This window comes from Micromonospora sp. CA-244673 (assembly GCF_050948395.1).
Taxonomy (GTDB): domain Bacteria; phylum Actinomycetota; class Actinomycetes; order Mycobacteriales; family Micromonosporaceae; genus Micromonospora.
In genome coordinates, this window is record NZ_CP192019.1 from 5,194,757 (window position 1) to 5,212,831 (window position 18,075).

The window sequence follows — 18,075 nt, forward strand, 5'->3', positions numbered from 1 at the left end:
GAGTCACCCGATCGGGTTCCACTACGGTGCGTAGGATTCGCTCCGTGAAGGCTTTCGCCCGGTTCCCGGTCTCCCCCACGCTGCTGCGCCGCCTCGCGTACACCTCGATCATCGCGAACGTGGCGATCGTGGTCACCGGCGGGGGTGTCCGGCTCACCCGCTCGGGGCTCGGCTGCCCCACCTGGCCCCGGTGCACCGACGAGTCGTACATCGCCACCCCGGAGATGGGCGTCAACGGGGCGATCGAGTTCGGCAACCGGCTGCTCACCTTCGCCGTGGGGGTCATCGCGCTGGCCGTGGTGCTCGCCGTGCTGGCCCAGCGGACCCGCCCGCGCGGGGTACTGCCGCTGGCGATCGGCGTGCTGTTCGGCATCCCCGCCCAGGCCGTGATCGGCGGCATCACCGTGCTCACGAACCTCAACCCGTGGGTGGTCGGGCTGCACTTCCTCGCCTCGATGGTGGTGATCGCCGCCGCGTACGCGCTCTGGCGGCGCACCGTCGAGCCCGACGGGCCGGTCGTCCCGACCGTGCCGGCGCCGCTGCGTACCCTCGCTCTGCTCACCACCGTGGTCAGCGCGGCCGTGCTGGTGATCGGCACCTGGGTGACCGGCAGCGGGCCGCACGCGGGCGACCAGGGCGCGGCCCGCAACGGCCTGGACCCGGAGGCGATCTCCCAGGTGCACGCCGACGGGGTGTTCCTGCTGATCGGCCTCTCGGTGGCGCTGCTCTTCGCGTTCCGCGCGGTGGGCGCCGCCCGGGCCGCCCGGGCCGCCGGGGTGCTGGTGGCGGTCGAGTTGGGCCAGGGCCTGATCGGCTTCGTGCAGTACTTCACCCACCTGCCCGCCGTGCTGGTCGCCGCGCACATGCTCGGCTCCTGCCTGGTGCTGCTGGCGACCCTGGGCGTGCTCTGGGCCACCCGGGAGCGGCGTCCGGCCGCCCCGCCGGCCCCGGCGGCCGCCGCGCCGGCCGGCCAGCCGGTCACCGCCGCCGCCTGAGCGCCGCCCGCGGCGCTCCCCCCGGCGTTACCCCCGGGCGGCAGCGGGAATGCGGTCCGCGCCACGGATCGTCCGCCCGAGGGGAGCCCGCCGGTGTCGCGCAAGGGCCTGACCACGACCGTCCCGCAGCGGCTGACGCCGGTGGCCGGCGCGCCGCTGTGGTGCGACGCCCTCGACTTCGGGCTCACCGGTGACGGCGTGACCAACGACCAGCCGGCGCTGGCCGCCCTGGTGGAACGGCTGGGTGACGGGTACGCCGCCGACGGCCGGGCGCGGGTCATCTACTGCCCGCCGGGCATCTACTCGATCCGGGACGCCGGCACCGTCTGGCGCAGCGGCGTGTCGCTGATCGGCGCGGGGCCCGCCGCGACCCGGTTCCTGCTCAGCAACGAGGGCAACCGGAACGATCCCGTCCCGCTGGCGTTCTGGACCACGGTGCAGCACGGCGCGGACCGGGACCGGCACATCGCCGACTGCTCCTTCACCGACTTCGAGATCGACGGCTCCGGTGTCGGCATGACCCAGTACAACTACCTGGCCAAGGGCCTCGGCCTCCAGTACGTGGTGCGCGGCGTCTTCCGGAACCTCTACATCCACCACACCGGGGCGACCGGGCTGGGCTGCGACTTCCTCCAGGACGGCCTGATCGACGGGGTGGTCGTGGTGGGCTGCGGCCGGCTGGACAACGGCGAGCAGATGGGCGGCGCGGGCATCGGCGTCGGCATCGGCGGCTGGGGCGACGTGGAGCGGCTCACCATCGCCAACTGCACCACGGTGGGCAACGGGACCAACGGGATCTTCCTGGAGCTGCAGAAGGACTACTGGCCGCCCCCGCGCGGCTTCCGCATCGTCGGGTGCCACAGCCAGGCGAACCGGTTCGGCATCTCCGACTGGGGGGCCGACGGGCTGATCGTCTCGGCCTGCACCCTGACGAACAACCTGGAGGCGGGTTTCGACGTCTCCGCCAACGGCACGGCCGGGATCGCCGGCCGCGGCGGGCTGCTGACCGACTGCGTGATCGACCGCAACGTCGGCGACGGGATCAGCATGGGCAACACCCCCGGTCCGTACGTGATCCGGGGCAACCGGATCAGCCGCAACGGCGGCTACGGCTACCACGAGCACGACCTGGGCCACGGCTACCGGGGCCCCGCGGAGGACGTGGTGATCCAGGGGAACCACATCTGGGACAACGCGCTGGACGGGATCCGGATCGACCGGCCGATGACCGACGCCGCGGTGGTGGACAACCGGATCCGGGACAACGGGCGCCGGTCCGCGCCCGCGTGCCACGGCGCCGGCGCGACGGTGCGCTACGCCCAGCGCCGGGTCACCGACGGGACGGCGGACTGGCCGCCCGGCGGGCACCGGGGCAAGGTCCTGCGGGTCGACTCGCGGACCGCGGTCGTCGCGGACAACACCGGCGACGAGCTGTCCCTGGCCGAGGTGCGGCCCGACGGGGCTACCGGCTGGAACGAGGCCACGCCGGCGCCGGGCACGCCGTACGAGCTGCCCGCCGGGCCGCCGGAACGCGCCGGGATCGCGATCAACGCCCCGTTCGACTCGGCCACCGTGCGGGGCAACCGGATCTGGCACCGGGAGGAGCACACCCAGACCTACGGGCTGTGGATCACCGAGGCGGGCAGCTGCGTGTCCTGCCGGGTGGAGGACAACGACCTCGCCGGGAACGAGGCGGCGGTCCGGCTGGACACCCCACCGATCGGCGGCCGCTGGGAACGCAACCACTGCGACGGGGAGTGAGGTCGGGCCCGGCCCGCTCGGCGCGGGCCGGGCGCGAGGTCAGGACCGCCGGGCCAGGTGGGTGGCGATCGCCGCGGCGAGCCGGTCCGGGGCGCCGTCGGCGTAACCGACGAACAGGCTCGGCTCGGTCAGCTCCAACTCGACCAGGACGGGCGAGGAGTCCGGGCCGGGGATCAGGTCCACCCGGGCGTAGAGCAGCCGCTCGGTGCCGCCGGGCACGACGGCCAGGGTCTTCTCCGCCGTGTCGAGCTGCTCCGGGGTGACCGCCCGGGCGTCGATCCGCTCCTCCTTGTACAGCTCGGCCACGCCGCGGTCGGGGCCGGTCAGCATCGGCCCCTTGCGGATCGCGTGGCTGAACGCCAGGCCGTCCGGCCCGGCCAGGAAGAGCAGCGCGGTCTCCCCGGCGGTGTCCACCGCCTCCAGGTACGGCTGGACCATGGTGACCCGGCCGGCGGCGGACAGCCGCCGCACGTGCGCCACGGCCAGCTCCCGGTGCTCCGGGTCGGCCAGGTCGTACCGGCCGGTGTCCTGGCTGCCGGCGCTGACCGCCGGCTTGAGCACGTACTCCCCGGTGTCGGCCGGCGGGGTCCAGTCCGCCCCGGGCTCGACCCAGGCGGTCGGCACGGTGGGCACGCCGGCCGCGGACAGCTCGGCCAGGTAGCGCTTGTCGGTGTTCCAGGCGACCACGTCGGCCGGGTTGACCAGGGTGGGCACCGTGCGCGCCCAGGCGACGAACTCGTCGCGGCGCAGCGCGTAGTCCCAGGGCGAGCGGAGCACGACCAGGTCGTAGCCGGACCAGTCCACGGCCGGGTCGTCCCAGACGACCGCCTCGGCGGCGACGCCGCGGGCGGCGAGCGGGTCGAGCACGAGCCGGTCGTCCGGGTCGAGGTCGGGAAGGGCGGTGCAGGTGACGAGAGCGACCCGGGGTTTCCCCCGGGTCGGCTGGTGGTGGTTGGTCAATTTATGTCAACGGGCCATCGTGCGCCGGGCCATCGACCGCCAGAGGTCGTTGCTCGGACGCATCTGGTCCATCAGCTCACGCTCCCAGGCGTTCTCGACGGTCACTCCTGCCTTGGCGCAGGCCTGCCGCGCGGTGTCGGTGCCGTCGGCGAACTGGTCGGCCCACGCCCCGTCGGAACCCACGAGGACGATTCGTGCGCCGCGCTTGCCGACGTACTCGATGACCGCCTTCGCCCCGCCGTGTTCGGCGGCGAACGACTTGATGCCCGCGACCAGGCCGTTGGGGGCCTGTTCGCCGGTCTTGTCAGCCGTCAGCGTCGTATCGGAACCATCTGCCATGACGCGAAGCCTAAGCAGACATCCACTCGGATGTGCGAGAACGATGAACTGAATGTGATGCCAATTACCTACTGGTTTAAGGAAGACCACAGGTAATTCGCCCGTACATGTCGCTTATGCCGGCCCAAAACGGGCGGGGGAGATCGTCACAGTCTGTCCGGGTTGAGCCCGTCCGGCTCAGGCCGAAAAAAATTCTGATGAAATCCGCGACACGGGGAACTCATCCACCCCGGTGAGCGCCGGAAAGCGACTAGAGCAGGGCGTCGAGGGCGACGGCCGCGAACAGGATGGTGAGGTAGGTGGTGGACCAGTGGAAGAGCCGCATCGGCTTGACCGCCTCGCCGCGCGACGCGCGCCGGCAGAGCTTGTGTGCCTCGACGACGAAGATCCCGCCGACCACCAGCGCGGTCACGCCGTAGATCGGGCTCATCCCGAGCGGCCAGACCGCCAGCGAGGAGAGCAGGGTCAGCCAGGAGAAGAGGATGATCTCCGCGTTGACCCGGCGGACCGAGGCCACCACCGGCAGCATCGGGATGCCGGCCCGCGCGTAGTCCGCCTTGTACTTGATCGCCAGGGCGTAGAAGTGCGGCATCTGCCAGAAGAAGACCACCGCGAACAGGCCCCACGCCTCCGGGGCCAGGGAGCCGGTGACCGCCGCCCAGCCGATCAGCACCGGCGCCGCCCCGCAGGCGCCGCCCCAGAAGGTGTTGGCGGCCGTGGTGCGCTTCAACCAGAGCGTGTAGACCAGGTCGTAGTAGGCGATCGCCGCGAGGGTCAGCCCGGCGGCCAGCCAGTTGGTGGCGACGGCCATCAGCGCCACCGAGATCACCGCGAGCACCAGGCCGAAGATCAGCGCGCTGCGCGGCGACACCGTGTGCGCGGGCAGCGGCCGGCGCTTGGTGCGCCGCATCAACTGGTCGATGTCACGGTCGATGTAGCAGTTGAGGACGCTGGCCGCGCCCGCGGCGAGCGAGCCGCCGACCAGCACCACGGCCACCAGCCAGAGCGCCGGCATGCCGCCGTCGGCCAGCATCATCGCCGGCACGGTGGTGACCAGCAGCAGCTCGACGATCCGCGGCTTGGTGAGCGCCACGTACGCGGCCACCACGGCCCGCACGTCCCGCCGGCCGGTCGCCGGCCCCTCCGCCACCGTGCTCACCGGCGGGTGCCCGGCAGAGTCGCTGACGGGGCGCTCGGTGATCATGCTCACGGATTGCCACCTTCCGGCTTCGGCGGGGGAGGTCGGTGTCGGCTCGGACCCCTCCGGGTCCACACACCGCCCCACACACTACGCGGCGTCGTTTTGGCTGCCCCGCAGACCCGGCAACGGTGCGGGCCGTCACATCCCCGGTTGAACGGCTGATCCGGTCGGAGACGTACAGACCAGCATGCAGAGATCCCCGGGCGGACGTTTAGGGCCGCTCGATAGGGTCATCAGTGAGGGTTCCGCCCATCTGCCGAGGAGCACAACCATCGTGGCTGCCAACCGACCCGAGCTTCCCGCTCTCAACTGGTCCGACCTCGACCGCAGGGCCGTCGACACGGTCCGCGTGCTGGCCATGGACGCCGTGGAGAAATCCGGCAACGGCCACCCGGGCACGGCCATGAGCCTCGCCCCGGCGGCGTACCTGCTCTTCAACCGGGTCATGCGGCACAACCCGGCCGACCCGAACTGGCCCGGCCGGGACCGGTTCGTGCTCTCCGCCGGGCACTCCAGCCTGACCCTCTACATCCAGCTCTTCCTCTCCGGCTACCCGCTGGCCCTGCAGGACCTCAAGGCGCTGCGCCAGTGGGGCTCGCTCACCCCGGGGCACCCGGAGCACGGCCACACTCCGGGCGTGGAGACCACCACCGGCCCGCTCGGCCAGGGCCTCGGCAACGCGGTCGGCATGGCGATGGCGGCCCGCCGCGAGCGCGGCCTGTTCGACCCCGACCCGGATCGGGCCGACTCCCCGTTCCGCCACGACATCTGGTGCATCGCCTCCGACGGCGACATCGAGGAGGGCATCAGTCACGAGGTCAGCGCCCTCGCCGGCCACCAGCAGCTCGGCAACCTCTGCGTGATCTACGACGACAACGAGATCTCGATCGAGGACGACACCCGGATCGCCAAGAGCGAGGACGTGGCGGCCCGCTACGAGGCGTACGGCTGGCACGTCCAGACGGTCGACTGGCGCCGCGGCGACGCCGACCAGGGCGACTACCACGAGGACGTGGAAGCCCTCTACGAGGCGCTGCTGGCCGCCAAGGCGGAGACCGACCGCCCCTCCTTCATCGCGCTGCGCACCATCATCGGCTGGCCCGCCCCGAACAAGCAGAACACCGGCAAGATCCACGGCTCGGCGCTCGGCGGCGACGAGGTGAAGGCCACCAAGCAGATCCTCGGCTTCGACCCGGAGCGCACCTTCGAGGTCGACGACGAGGTGCTCAAGCACGCCCGCCAGGTCATGGAGCGCGGCGCCGAGGCGCAGGCGGCGTGGACCACCGCGTTCGACGCCTGGTCGCAGGCCAACCCGGAGCGCAAGGCGCTGTGGGAGCGGATGTCCACCCGTACGCTCCCGACCGGCTGGGCGGACGCGGTGCCGACCTTCCCGGCCGACGCCAAGGGCGTCGCCACCCGGGCCGCCTCCGGCAAGGTCCTGGAGGCGCTCGCCCCGGTGCTCCCCGAGCTGTGGGGCGGCTCCGCCGACCTGGCGGAGAGCAACAACACCACCATGAAGGGCGAGCCGTCCTTCATCCCGGCGGTGCACGCCACCAAGGACTTCCCGGGCGACGAATACGGCCGCACCCTGCACTTCGGCATCCGCGAGCACGCCATGGGCGCGATCCTCAACGGCATCGCCCTGCACGGCGGCACCCGCCCGTACGGCGGCACGTTCCTGGTGTTCAGCGACTACATGCGCCCCTCGGTGCGGCTCGCCGCGCTGATGAAGCTGCCCGTGGTCTACGTGTGGACGCACGACTCGATCGGCCTCGGCGAGGACGGCCCGACCCACCAGCCGGTGGAGCACCTGACCGCGCTGCGCGCCATCCCCGGCCTCGACGTGGTCCGCCCGGCCGACGCCAACGAGACCGCCTGGGCGTGGCGGCAGGCCCTGGAGCACACCGACCGCCCCACCGCGCTGGCGCTCAGCCGGCAGGCGCTGCCGACCGTCGACCGCACCGACCTGGCCGGCGCCGAGGGCACCGCGAAGGGCGGCTACGTGCTGGCCGAGGCGTCCGGCGGCAAGCCCCAGGTGATCATCGTCGGCACCGGTTCCGAGGTGCAGCTCTGCCTCACCGCCCGGGAGCGGCTGGAGGCCGACGGCACCCCCACCCGGGTCGTCTCGATGCCCTGCCAGGAGTGGTTCTTCGAGCAGGACGAGGCCTACCGGGAGTCGGTGCTGCCGCGCGGGGTAAAGGCACGGGTGAGCGTGGAGGCGGGCATCGCCATGTCCTGGCGGGCGATCGTCGGGGACAGCGGTGAGTGCGTGAGCCTGGAGCACTACGGGGCGAGCGCGCCGCACACCGTGCTCTTCGAGCAGTTCGGGTTCACCCCCGACCGGATCGTCGCCGCCGCGCACGCGGCGCTGACCCGGGTGGGCGACATCACCGGTTTCACGACCGGCAACTGAGGGAGCGTGGGCAGCATGACGGACAGGCTGAGCGAGCTCCAGGCCGCCGGTGTGGCGATCTGGCTCGACGATCTTTCCCGGGTACGACTGAGCTCCGGCGGGCTGGACAAGCTCCGCCGCGAGTCGCACGTGGCCGGGGTGACCACCAACCCGACGATCTTCGCGAAGGCGCTGAGCGACGCCGACGAGTACAACTGGCAGTTGCGCGACCTCGCCGCCCGCGGCATCGAGGTCGAGGAGGCGGTCCGCATGCTCACCACGTACGACGTGCGGTGGGCGTGCGACGTGATGCGCCCCTCCTACGACAAGAGCGCCGGGGTGGACGGCCGGGTGTCGATCGAGGTCGACCCGCGGCTGGCCCACGAGTCCGACCGGACCGTCGCCGAGGCCAAGGCGCTCTGGTGGCTGGTCGACCGGCCGAACCTGTTCATCAAGATCCCGGCCACCGAGGCGGGCCTGCCGGCGATCACCGCGACCCTGGCCGAGGGGATCAGCGTGAACGTCACGCTGATCTTCGGCCTGGACCGGTACTCGCAGGTCATGGAGGCGTTCCTGGCCGGTCTGGAGCAGGCGAAGGCGAACGGCCACGACCTGTCGAAGATCGGGTCGGTCGCCTCGTTCTTCGTCTCCCGGGTCGACACCGAGGTGGACAAGCGGCTGGAGAAGATCGGCTCCGACGAGGCCAAGGCGCTGCGCGGCAAAGCCGCCATCGCCAACGCCCAGCTGGCGTACGAGCGCTACAGCGAGGTCTTCGGCTCGGACCGGTGGAAGAAGCTGGCCGACGCGGGGGCCCACCCGCAGCGCCCGCTGTGGGCCTCCACCTCGACCAAGAACCCCGACTACCGCGACGTCATCTACGTCGAGGAGCTGATCGCCCCCGGCACGGTCAACACCATGCCGGAAGCGGTCATCCACGCCTACGCGGACCACGGCGAGACCCGCAGCGACACCATCACCGGCGCGTACGACGCGGCCCGCAAGGTCTTCACCGACCTGGAGTCGGCCGGCGTGGACATGGCCGACGTGATCGCCACCCTGGAGCGGGAGGGCGTGGAGAAGTTCGAGGCGAGCTGGCTGGAACTACTCGACGGGGTTAAGAAGTCCCTCGCCGAGGCGGCCAAGGGCATCGGCAAGCCGGGCCGGGCCGCCAAGGGCAACGCGCGGGCCGCCGAGAAGGCCGGGGGCAACGCGTGACGGACGGCGCCGGGCGCGTCCCGAGACAGGTGAACCGTCCCGGGACGCGCCGCGCCACGAGGACGGGGTGGTGAGGTGAGCGACCTGCTGGCCGGCCGGGCGGACATCGCCGCCGGGTTGGCCGTGCACGGCGCGGACGCGGTCGACGGGTCCGCGCCCGCGTCCGTGCGGGCCGCGCTGGTCGCCGCGGATCTCCCCGCCCGGCTCGCCGCCAAGGACCCGACGCTCTGGGGTCCGGCGGCCGAGGCGGCGGCCCGGGCGCGGCTGGGCTGGCTGGACGCCCACGCGCGGTCCCGGGACCTGCTCCCCCAGCTCGCCGAGCTGACCGAGGAGCTGGCCGACCTGGACCATGTGGTCCTGGCCGGGACGGGCGGCTCCTCGCTCGCCCCGGAGGTGGTCGCCCGGACCCTCGGCCGGCCGCTGACCGTGCTGGACGGCACCGACCCCGGCGAGGTCCGCGCGGCCCTGGCCGACCGGCTGGACCGCACCGTCGTGGTGGTCGCCGGCCGGTCCGGCGCCACCGTGGAGACCGACGGCATCCGGCGGGCCTACTGGCAGGCGTTCCTGGACGCCGGGCTGACCGAGGCGGAGACGGCCCGGCATTTCGTGGTGGTCACCGACCCCGGCTCGCCGCTGGAGGCGGTCGCCGACGAGCTGGGCGTGGTGGTGATCCCGTCCGACCCGGAGGTGGGCGACCGGTACTCGGCGCTCACCGCGTTGGGACTGGTCCCCGCGGCGCTGGCCGGCGCGCCGGTCGCCGACCTGCTGGACGACGCCGAGGCCCTCGCCGGCGTGCTCGACCGGGACCGGGACAACCCGGGCCTGGCCCTCGGGGCGGCGCTCGCCGCGGCGGCCACCAGCGGCCGGGACACCGTCGCGCTGGTGTCCGACGGCACGGGGCTCGACGGGCTGGGCGACTGGGCCGAGCAACTGCTCGCCGAGTCCACCGGCAAGGCCGGCCGGGGCATCCTCCCGGTCGTGGTCGAATCCCCGGACGCCCCCGGCGCCACCGGCCCGGACGTGCTGACCGTCGGCTACGGCGGCTCCCTCGGCCCGGGCGCCGTGCCCGGCCCCGCCGACATGGCGGTCAACGGTCCGCTCGGTGCCCAGTTCCTCACCTGGGAGTACGCCACCGCGCTCGCCGCCGCCGTGCTCGACGTCGACCCGTTCGACCAGCCGGACGTCGCCGAGAGCGCGGAGCACACCGCGCGGGTGCTCGCCGCCGGCGTGCCGGCGGAGCCGCCCTCGGCCACCGAGGGCGCGATCGAGGTGTACGCCCCGGCCGGGGCCCCCGCCGACCTGGCCGGCGCGCTGCGCTGGCTGCTCGCCGGGCTGGCTGACGACGGCTACCTGGCGGTGACCGCCTACCTCGACCGGTCGGGCGACGCGGCGGTGGCGGGGCTGCGCCCGCTGCTGGCGCGGGCGGTCACGCGCCCGGTCACCTTCGGGTGGGGGCCGCGGTGCCTCCACTCCACCGGGCAGTACCACAAGGGCGGCCCACGGGCCGGCAGTCACCTCCAGGTGACCGGCACGGTCACCGACGACCTGCCGGTGCCCGGCCGCCCGTACACCTTCGGAGACCTTCAGGCGGCCCAGGCCGCCGGCGACCGGCGGGCCCTCGCCGGTCGCGGGCGACCGGTGCTGCGCCTGCACCTGACCGAGCGGGCGGCGGGCGTCGCCCAGCTACTGGATGCGGCCGGACGGACACTGACGTGACGATGAACGACGTGACATCGGCGGAGCGAGGAGGCGGCATGAACCCGCTGCGCGATCCTCAGGACCGCCGGCTGCCGCGGATCCCGGAGCCGTGCGCTCTGGTGATCTTCGGGGTGACCGGCGACCTGGCCAAAAAGAAGCTCCTGCCGGCGGTCTACGACCTGGCGAACCGGGGGCTGCTGCCGCCCGGTTTCGTGGTCCTGGGCTTCGCCCGGCGCGACTGGGGCGACGGCGACTTCGAGTCGCTGGCCCACGACGCGGCCAAGAAGCACGCCCGCACCCCGTGGCGGGAAGAGGTCTGGGCCCGGCTCGCCGGCAACATCAAGTTCGTCGGCGGCTCGTTCGACGACGACGCCGCCTTCGACCACCTCGCCGCCACCCTCGACGAGCTGCGCGACACCCACGGCATCCCGGGCAACGCCGCCTTCTACTTCTCCATCCCCCCGGCGGCGTTCCCCGTGGTGCTCAAGCAGCTCGCCCGCACCGGCATGGCGGACAACGCCAAGTCCGGCGGCTGGCGCCGGGTGGTGGTGGAGAAGCCGTTCGGCAACGACCTGCCCTCGGCGAAGTCGCTCAACGACCTGGTCGACGACGTCTTCACGCGGCAGGACGTGTTCCGGATCGACCACTACCTGGGCAAGGAGACGGTCCAGAACATCCTGGCCCTGCGGTTCGCCAACAACCTGTTCGAGCCGCTGTGGAACTCCAAGTACGTCGACTCGGTGCAGATCACCATGGCCGAGGACGTCGGCATCGGCACCCGGGCCGCCTTCTACGACTCCGTCGGCACCGCCCGGGACGTGCTCCAGAACCACCTGCTCCAGCTGCTCGCCCTGGTGGCCATGGAGGAGCCGACAAGCTTCGACGCCGACGAGATCCGCACCGAGAAGCTCAAGGTGCTCAGGGCCATCACGGTGCCGAAGGACGTCTCCCGGGACACCGTCCGCGGCCAGTACCTGCCCGGCTGGGTGGGCGGCGAACGCGCCGTCGGCTACCTCGACGAGGAGGGCGTCCCGGCGGACTCCACCACCGAGACGTACGTGGCCGTGAAGCTGGGCATCCAGAACCGCCGCTGGGCCGGGGTGCCGTTCTACATCCGGGCCGGCAAGCGGCTGCCCCGGCGGGTCACCGAGGTGGCCATCGTGTTCAAGACGGCGCCGCACCTGCCGTTCGACGCCGCCGACATGGAGTCGCTCGGCCCCAACCAGCTCGTCATCCGGGTCCAGCCCGACGAGGGCGTGGTGCTGAAGTTCGGCTCCAAGGTGCCGGGCACGACCATGGAGGTCCGCGACATCGCCATGGACTTCCAGTACGGCGAGGCGTTCACCGAGTCCAGCCCCGAGGCGTACGAGCGGCTGGTGCTGGACGTGCTCATCGGTGACCGGACGCTGTTCCCGGACGCCGCCGAGGTGGAGCAGAGCTGGCAGGTGGTGGACCCGCTGGAGCACGCCTGGGCGGGCACCAAGCCGGAGCCGTACCGGGCCGGCGAGTGGGGCCCCCGGGCCGCCGACGAGATGCTGGCCAGCGAGGGCCGGTCCTGGAGGAGAGCATGATCGGGCTGTGGGACACCACCGGGAACGAGGTGGTCAAGGCGCTCGCCGCCGAGCGGCGCAGCGCGGGCGGGGTGGCCAGCGGCATGGCTCTCACGCTGATCGTGGTGGTCGACGAGAAGCGCGTCCGGGAGGCCGAGGCGGCGGCGACCATCGCGGCCGCCGCCCACCCGTGCCGGCTGCTCGTGGTGGTCCGCTCCGACGTCGATCGGGACCGCAACCGGCTGGACGCGGAGATCGTCGTCGGCGGCCGGCTCGGCCCCTGCGAGGCCGTGGTGACCCGGATGTACGGCCGGCTCGCGCTGCACGCCGAGTCGGTGGTGATGCCGCTGCTGGTGCCGGACGTGCCGGTGGTGACCTGGTGGCACGGCGAGCCGCCGGAGGAGATCGCGACCGACTTCCTCGGTGTGGTGGCCGACCGGCGGATCACCGACGCGGCGCAGGCCGCCGACCCGATCGCCGCGCTGCGGCAGCGGGCCGCGGACTACGCCCCCGGCGACACCGACCTGGCCTGGACCCGGATCACCCCGTGGCGCACCCTCGTGGCCGGGGCGTTCGACACCACGCAGGCCCGGGTCACCGAGGCGACCGTGGTGGCGCCGCGCACCGACCCGACGGCCGCGCTCATGCGCGGCTGGCTGACCGCCCGGCTGGGCATCGACCCGGTCTGGGAGCACACCGACAAGTTCCCTCGGATGCGCGAGGTGCAGTTGCGCTGCGCCAACGGCGACGAGCTGATGCTGACCCGCGACGACAACATGGCGATCTTCCGGCGCAGCGGCCAGGAGGACCGGACGCTGCCGCTGGTCCGGCGCCCGCTCGGCGACGAGCTGGCCGAGGAGCTGCGCCGGCTCGACGCCGACCAGGTCTACGCCGAGGCGCTCGGCGCGACCGCCGGGCTGACCGCGCTCGACCAGCGTGTCCCCCAGCGGGTGCACGTGTGGAAGGATCCGGCGACCGCAAAGCGGGCCGAGGCCGGCGTCACCGCGCACGCCGGCGCGACCGCCAACGAGTGAGCGGGACGCGCGGACCGCTCGGCGGTCGGACCGCACAGGTGACCGCCGCGGGGCGGTCCGAGGACGAAGGCACGATGAATGAGTGAGGCGAGTGTCGCCGTACACGCCGACCCCGACCTGCTGGCGCAGGCGGTGGCGGCCCGGTTGGTGGTGAAGCTGCTCGACGCGCAGGCCGAGCGCGGCCAGGCGTCGGTGGTGCTGACCGGCGGCCGGATCGCCGCGGCGGTGTACCGGGCGGTGGCGCAGCTGCCGGCCCGCGACGCCGTCGACTGGTCCCGGGTCGACGTCTGGTGGGGCGACGAGCGGTTCCTGCCGGCCGGCGACCCCGAGCGCAACGAGACCCAGGCCCGGGCGGCGCTGCTGGACGTGGTCCCGCTGGACCCGGCCCGCATCCACCCGATGCCGGCCTCGGACGGGCCCGCCGGCAACGACCCGGAGGCGGCCGCCGCCGGGTACGCGCGGGAGCTGGCCCGGGCCGCCCGGCCGGGGACCGCCGCCCTCCCCCACTTCGACGTGCTGATGCTCGGCGTGGGCGAGGACGGGCACGTCGCCTCGGTCTTCCCGGAGCACCCGGTGCACCACGACAACCGCCCGGTCAGCGCGGTACGCGGCAGCCCCAAGCCGCCGCCGGTGCGCACCACGCTGACCCTCCCGACGATCAACACGGCCGAGGAGGTCTGGCTGGTGGCCGCCGGGGCGGACAAGGCCCGGGCGGTCGGGATGGCCCTCGCCGGTGCCGGGCCGGTGCAGCTGCCGGCGGCCGGCGTGCGCGGGGTGTCCAGGACGCTCTGGCTGCTGGACCGGGCCGCGGCGGCCGACGTGCCGCCCCGGCTTCGCAGCCTGCGCTGAACGACGGCGGAGCCCCGGCCCGGGCGGGTCGGGGCTCCCGCGTGCTCAGGCCCTGCCGCGCCGCCGGCGCAACGTCTCCAGGGCCTCGGCGAGCAGCGCCTCGCCCTGCTCCGGGGTGCGCCGCTCCTGCACGTACGCCAGGTGGGTCTTGTAGGGCTCGGCGCGGGCCGGGCCGGGCGGGTTGCCCGGGTCGGGGCCGGCCGGCTCGCCGCAGCGCGGGCAGTCCCAGGTCTCCGGGGCCTCCGCCTCGGCGGCGATGAGGAACTGGACGCGGTGGGCGTTGGCGCACCAGTAGGTGACCGGCCGGCGGGGCGCCGGCTCGATGCGCTGCTCGAACCGCTCGGGGGCGGACCCGATCCGGGTGCCGCGGATGACGTTGCCACTGGACACGGCTGCTCGCTCCTGTCGTCGGAGGGGACCGCCGCTTGCGGGGGTAGGCGGCGGGCGACGCGCGGAGAAACAATCTGCGCGCGGTCCGTCACGGACCGCGCGCAGATTGTACGACTCGGAGCGCTCGCTCAGGCGCCGCTGCCCGTCTGGAGCCGGAGCCAGAGCCCGATCCCGACGATGCACGCGAACCAGACGATGCCCACCAGAACGGTGTAGCGGTCGAGGTTCTTCTCGGCAACGGAGGAACCGGCCAGGCTGGAGCTGACGCCGCCGCCGAACATGCTCGACAACCCGCCGCCCTTACCGCGGTGCAGGAGGATCAGCAGGGTGAGCAGGATGCTCGTGATGACCAGCAACACGATCATCGTGTAGGCGAACCAGATCGGCATGGCGGGGGTCAATCCTCTCGTTGCGATCACTGCCCGGTCCTGACGGGCACAGCGGCACCGACCGGTGGGCGGGCAGCGTCAAGGATAGCGAGCGATCAGCGGGCGATGTGCTCCGGGAACCGGCAGATCTGCGCGAATTCCTCGGCGTCCAGGCTGGCGCCCCCGACCAGGGCCCCGTCCACGTCCGGCTGGGCCATGGTCGCCGCCACGTTCGACGACTTCACCGACCCGCCGTAGAGGATCCGGACCTGGTCCGCGGTGTCCTGGCCGAAGGTCTCCACCAGGCGCTTGCGCACCTCGCCGCAGACCTCCTGGGCGTCCTCCGGGGTCGCCGTCTTGCCGGTGCCGATCGCCCAGACCGGCTCGTACGCCACGACGACCTTGGTGACCTGCTCCGGGGTGAGCCCCTTCAGCGCGCCGTCGAGTTGGTCGCAGCAGTGCGGCACGTGCCGGAGCTGCTCGCGGATCTCCAGCCCCTCGCCGATGCACAGGATCGGGACGAGCCCGTTCGCCAGCGCGGCGGCCACCTTGGCGTTGACCAGCGCGTCGTCCTCGTGGTGGTACTGCCGCCGCTCGGAGTGGCCGACCACCACGTAGGTGCAACCCAGCTTGGCGAGCATCGCACCGGAGATGTCCCCGGTGTACGCGCCCGACTGGAACGGCGACAGGTCCTGCGCGCCGTAGCCGATCAGCAGCTTGTCGCCGTCCACCGCGGTCTGCACGGTGCGCAGGTCGGTGAAGGGCGGCAGGACCACCGTCTCGACCCCGGTGAGCTGCTTCTCGGTGAGGCTCGCGGCCAGCTTCTGGATCAGCAGGTTGGCCTCGAGGTGGTTCAGGTTCATCTTCCAGTTGCCGGCCATCAGCGGCCGGCGGGGGGTGCTCGCCATTCAGTTCTCCAGGGCCGCGATGCCGGGGAGGGTCTTGCCCTCGAGGTATTCCAGGGAGGCGCCGCCGCCGGTGGAGATGTGGCCGAACGAGGACTCGTCCAGGCCGAGCGCCCGCACCGCCGCGGCCGAGTCGCCGCCGCCCACCACGCTGAACGCGTCGGTCTTGGTGATCGCCTCGGCGACGCCCCGGGTGCCGTTCGCGAACGCGGCCATCTCGAACACGCCCATCGGGCCGTTCCAGAAGATCGTCTTCGCCTGGGACAGCGCGGCGGCGAAGCCGGCCACCGTCTCGGGGCCGATGTCCAGCCCCAGCCGGTGGCTCGGGATGCCGTCGGCGGGCACGGTGTCGTGCGCGGCGTCGGGCGCGAACGCGTCCGCGGCCACCACGTCGACCGGGAGCATGATCTTGCCGCCGGACCGCTCCAGCAGGTTGCGGCAGGTCTCGACCATCTCCTTCTCCAGCAGCGAGGTGCCCACCTCGTGGCCCTGGGCCTTGAGGAAGGTGAAGCACATCCCGCCGCCGATGAGCAGCCGGTCGACCGTAGGCAGCAGCGCCTCGATCACGGCCAGCTTGTCGGAGACCTTGGAGCCGCCCAGCACCACCACGTACGGCCGCTCCGGGTCGCCGGTGAGCTTGCTGAGCACCTCCACCTCGCGCAGCACGAGGCGGCCGGCGACGTGCGGCAGCCGGGCCGGCACGTCGTAGACACTGGCGTGCTTGCGGTGCACGGCGCCGAAGGCGTCGTCCACGTACGCGTCGCCGAGGGCCGCGAGCTGGTCGGCGAAGGCGCCCCGCTCGGCGTCGTCCTTGCTGGTCTCGCCCTTGTTGAAACGCAGGTTCTCCAGCAGGGCGACCTGGCCGTCGGCCAGGCCCTCCACGCAGGCCCGGGCCGAGTCGCCGACGGTGTCCTCGGCGAAGTGCACCGGCGCGCCGAGCAGCTCGCCGAGCCGCCCGGCGACCGGGCGGAGGCTGAACTGCGGATCCGGCGCGCCCTTCGGGCGGCCCAGGTGCGAGCAGACGACCACCTTGGCGCCGGCCTGGACCAGCGCGCTCAGGGTCGGCAGCACGGCCCGGATACGGCCGTCGTCCGTGATGTCACCGCTCTGCTTGTCGAGCGGGACGTTCAGGTCGGCGCGCACCAGCACGCGCCGACCCGACACCCCCTCGCCGAGCAGGTCGTCGAGGTTGCGGATGCTCACAGCGACGAACCCACCAGCTTGACCAGGTCGACCAGGCGGTTCGAGTAGCCCCACTCGTTGTCGTACCAGCCGACGACCTTGACCTGGTTGCCGATCACCTTGGTCAGCGGCGCGTCGAAGATGCACGACGCCGGGTCGGTCACGATGTCCGAGGAGACGATCGCATCGTCGTTGTAAATCAGGATGCCCTTGAGCGGGCCGTCCGCGGCGGCCTTCAGCGCGGCGTTGACCTCGTCCACCGTGGTCTCCCGGCCGACCGTGACGGTCAGGTCGGTGACGGAGCCGGTCGGGATCGGCACGCGCAGCGCGTAGCCGTCCAGCTTGCCCTTGAGGTCCGGCAGGACCAGGCCGATCGCCTTCGCGGCGCCCGTCGAGGTCGGCACGATGTTGAGCGCGGCGGCCCGGGCGCGGCGCAGGTCCTTGTGCGGCGCGTCCTGCAGGTTCTGGTCCTGCGTGTACGCGTGGATGGTCGTCATCAGACCCTGCTGGATGCCGAACGTGTCGTGCAGCACCTTGGCCATCGGGGCGAGGCAGTTGGTGGTGCAGGAGGCGTTCGAGATGATCGTGTGCTTGGCCGGGTCGTACTGGTCCTGGTTGACGCCCATGACCACGGTGACGTCCTCGTTCTTCGCCGGAGCGGAGATGATGACCTTCTTGGCCCCGCCGTCGACGTGCGCCTTCGCCTTGGTGGCGTCGGTGAAGAAACCGGTGGACTCGATGACGACGTCGGCGCCGACCTCGCCCCACGGCAGCTTGGCCGGGTCCTTCTCGGCGTACGCCTTGATGGTCTTGCCGCCCACGGTGATCTCGTCGGCGGTGGCCTTCACCTCGTGCGGAAGGCGGCCCAGGATGCTGTCGTACTTGACAAGGTGGGCGAGCGTCGCGTTGTCGGTCAGGTCGTTGACCGCCACGACCTCGATGTCAGCGCCGGACGCCAGCACTGCCCGGAAGAAGTTGCGGCCGATCCGGCCGAAGCCGTTGATGCCAACCCGGATGGTCACAGGTCCCATCTCCTCGCGTTCTGGTCCGCCGGCGTCGAACCCCGGCCGGCGGAGATTGTTCGCCGACCGGTGGAGCCGGCCGTTGACGGTTCATCTCGGCCACCCCGCCGCGGTCCCAGGAGACCAGACCGCCCGAGGCGGTGAGCACGGCGAGGGGTGCCTTTGCCGGCCCCCTTGCCGTACGCAGCGACCTTATCCGAGCGCGCGCCGCCGC

16 protein-coding genes are annotated in these 18,075 nt (G+C 72.7%); 8 read left to right on the forward strand and 8 right to left on the reverse strand.

Annotated features, from left to right (window positions below):
- Positions 1 to 26: 26 nt before the first annotated feature.
- Complete coding sequence (locus ACQP12_RS23695) at positions 27 to 995, forward strand: COX15/CtaA family protein (protein ID WP_433282126.1); 969 nt, start codon at positions 27 to 29, stop codon at positions 993 to 995.
- A 93-nt stretch (positions 996 to 1,088) separates the two neighbouring features.
- On the forward strand, positions 1,089 to 2,756 hold the full coding sequence (locus ACQP12_RS23700) for a right-handed parallel beta-helix repeat-containing protein (protein WP_357950159.1): 1,668 nt from the start codon (positions 1,089 to 1,091) through the stop codon (positions 2,754 to 2,756).
- Positions 2,757 to 2,795: 39 nt separating this feature from the next.
- On the opposite strand, the gene ACQP12_RS23705 is transcribed toward ACQP12_RS23700, so the two are convergent.
- From ACQP12_RS23705 to ACQP12_RS23715, 3 genes are all read right to left on the reverse strand, one after another.
- Positions 2,796 to 3,716 carry an ATP-grasp domain-containing protein gene (locus ACQP12_RS23705; protein ID WP_433282129.1) on the reverse strand — a complete coding sequence of 307 codons (921 nt, stop codon included), beginning with the start codon at positions 3,714 to 3,716 and terminating at the stop codon, positions 2,796 to 2,798.
- A 6-nt stretch (positions 3,717 to 3,722) separates the two neighbouring features.
- Positions 3,723 to 4,055, reverse strand: coding sequence for a hypothetical protein (locus ACQP12_RS23710; protein WP_433282131.1), 333 nt, complete (start codon positions 4,053 to 4,055; stop codon positions 3,723 to 3,725).
- 250 nt (positions 4,056 to 4,305) lie between these two features.
- Complete coding sequence (locus tag ACQP12_RS23715; protein ID WP_433282133.1) at positions 4,306 to 5,265, reverse strand: heme o synthase; 960 nt, start codon at positions 5,263 to 5,265, stop codon at positions 4,306 to 4,308.
- A gap of 265 nt (positions 5,266 to 5,530) precedes the next feature.
- Here ACQP12_RS23715 and tkt point away from each other — a divergent pair, with 265 nt between their 5' ends.
- The 6 genes from tkt (at position 5,531) to pgl (ending at position 13,994) form a co-directional block, all read left to right on the forward strand.
- Entirely contained in the window at positions 5,531 to 7,669 is a 2,139-nt protein-coding gene (gene tkt / locus ACQP12_RS23720) for a transketolase (RefSeq protein ID WP_433282135.1), read from the forward strand.
- A gap of 15 nt (positions 7,670 to 7,684) precedes the next feature.
- Positions 7,685 to 8,863, forward strand: coding sequence for a transaldolase (gene tal, locus ACQP12_RS23725; protein WP_357950144.1), 1,179 nt, complete (start codon positions 7,685 to 7,687; stop codon positions 8,861 to 8,863).
- A 75-nt stretch (positions 8,864 to 8,938) separates the two neighbouring features.
- Entirely contained in the window at positions 8,939 to 10,579 is a 1,641-nt protein-coding gene (locus tag ACQP12_RS23730) for a glucose-6-phosphate isomerase (protein ID WP_433282137.1), read from the forward strand.
- Between the two features lie 38 nt (positions 10,580 to 10,617).
- Complete coding sequence (zwf, locus tag ACQP12_RS23735) at positions 10,618 to 12,132, forward strand: glucose-6-phosphate dehydrogenase (RefSeq protein ID WP_357950138.1); 1,515 nt, start codon at positions 10,618 to 10,620, stop codon at positions 12,130 to 12,132.
- The gene (locus ACQP12_RS23740) at positions 12,129 to 13,145 is read left to right on the forward strand and encodes a glucose-6-phosphate dehydrogenase assembly protein OpcA (RefSeq protein ID WP_357950136.1); all 1,017 of its coding nucleotides are present in this window, start codon (positions 12,129 to 12,131) and stop codon (positions 13,143 to 13,145) included. The genes zwf and ACQP12_RS23740 overlap by 4 nt, the downstream gene beginning before the upstream one ends.
- Positions 13,146 to 13,223: 78 nt before the next feature.
- The gene (gene pgl, locus ACQP12_RS23745; protein ID WP_357950134.1) at positions 13,224 to 13,994 is read left to right on the forward strand and encodes a 6-phosphogluconolactonase; all 771 of its coding nucleotides are present in this window, start codon (positions 13,224 to 13,226) and stop codon (positions 13,992 to 13,994) included.
- A gap of 45 nt (positions 13,995 to 14,039) precedes the next feature.
- Here pgl and ACQP12_RS23750 read toward each other — a convergent pair whose 3' ends face one another.
- The 5 genes from ACQP12_RS23750 to gap form a co-directional block, all read right to left on the reverse strand.
- Positions 14,040 to 14,384: an RNA polymerase-binding protein RbpA gene (locus ACQP12_RS23750; RefSeq protein WP_357950132.1), complete on the reverse strand. Its 345-nt coding sequence runs from the start codon at positions 14,382 to 14,384 to the stop codon at positions 14,040 to 14,042.
- A 128-nt stretch (positions 14,385 to 14,512) separates the two neighbouring features.
- Positions 14,513 to 14,773: a preprotein translocase subunit SecG gene (secG, locus tag ACQP12_RS23755; protein ID WP_091270104.1), complete on the reverse strand. Its 261-nt coding sequence runs from the start codon at positions 14,771 to 14,773 to the stop codon at positions 14,513 to 14,515.
- 95 nt (positions 14,774 to 14,868) lie between these two features.
- Entirely contained in the window at positions 14,869 to 15,660 is a 792-nt protein-coding gene (gene tpiA, locus ACQP12_RS23760; protein ID WP_433282141.1) for a triose-phosphate isomerase, read from the reverse strand.
- Positions 15,661 to 16,860 carry a phosphoglycerate kinase gene (locus ACQP12_RS23765; protein WP_433282143.1) on the reverse strand — a complete coding sequence of 400 codons (1,200 nt, stop codon included), beginning with the start codon at positions 16,858 to 16,860 and terminating at the stop codon, positions 15,661 to 15,663. It lies immediately after the preceding gene.
- Positions 16,857 to 17,861, reverse strand: a complete 1,005-nt coding sequence (gap, locus tag ACQP12_RS23770) for a type I glyceraldehyde-3-phosphate dehydrogenase (protein ID WP_357950123.1) — start codon at positions 17,859 to 17,861, stop codon at positions 16,857 to 16,859. Before gap ends, ACQP12_RS23765 begins: the two co-directional genes overlap by 4 nt.
- Positions 17,862 to 18,075 lie beyond the last annotated feature (214 nt).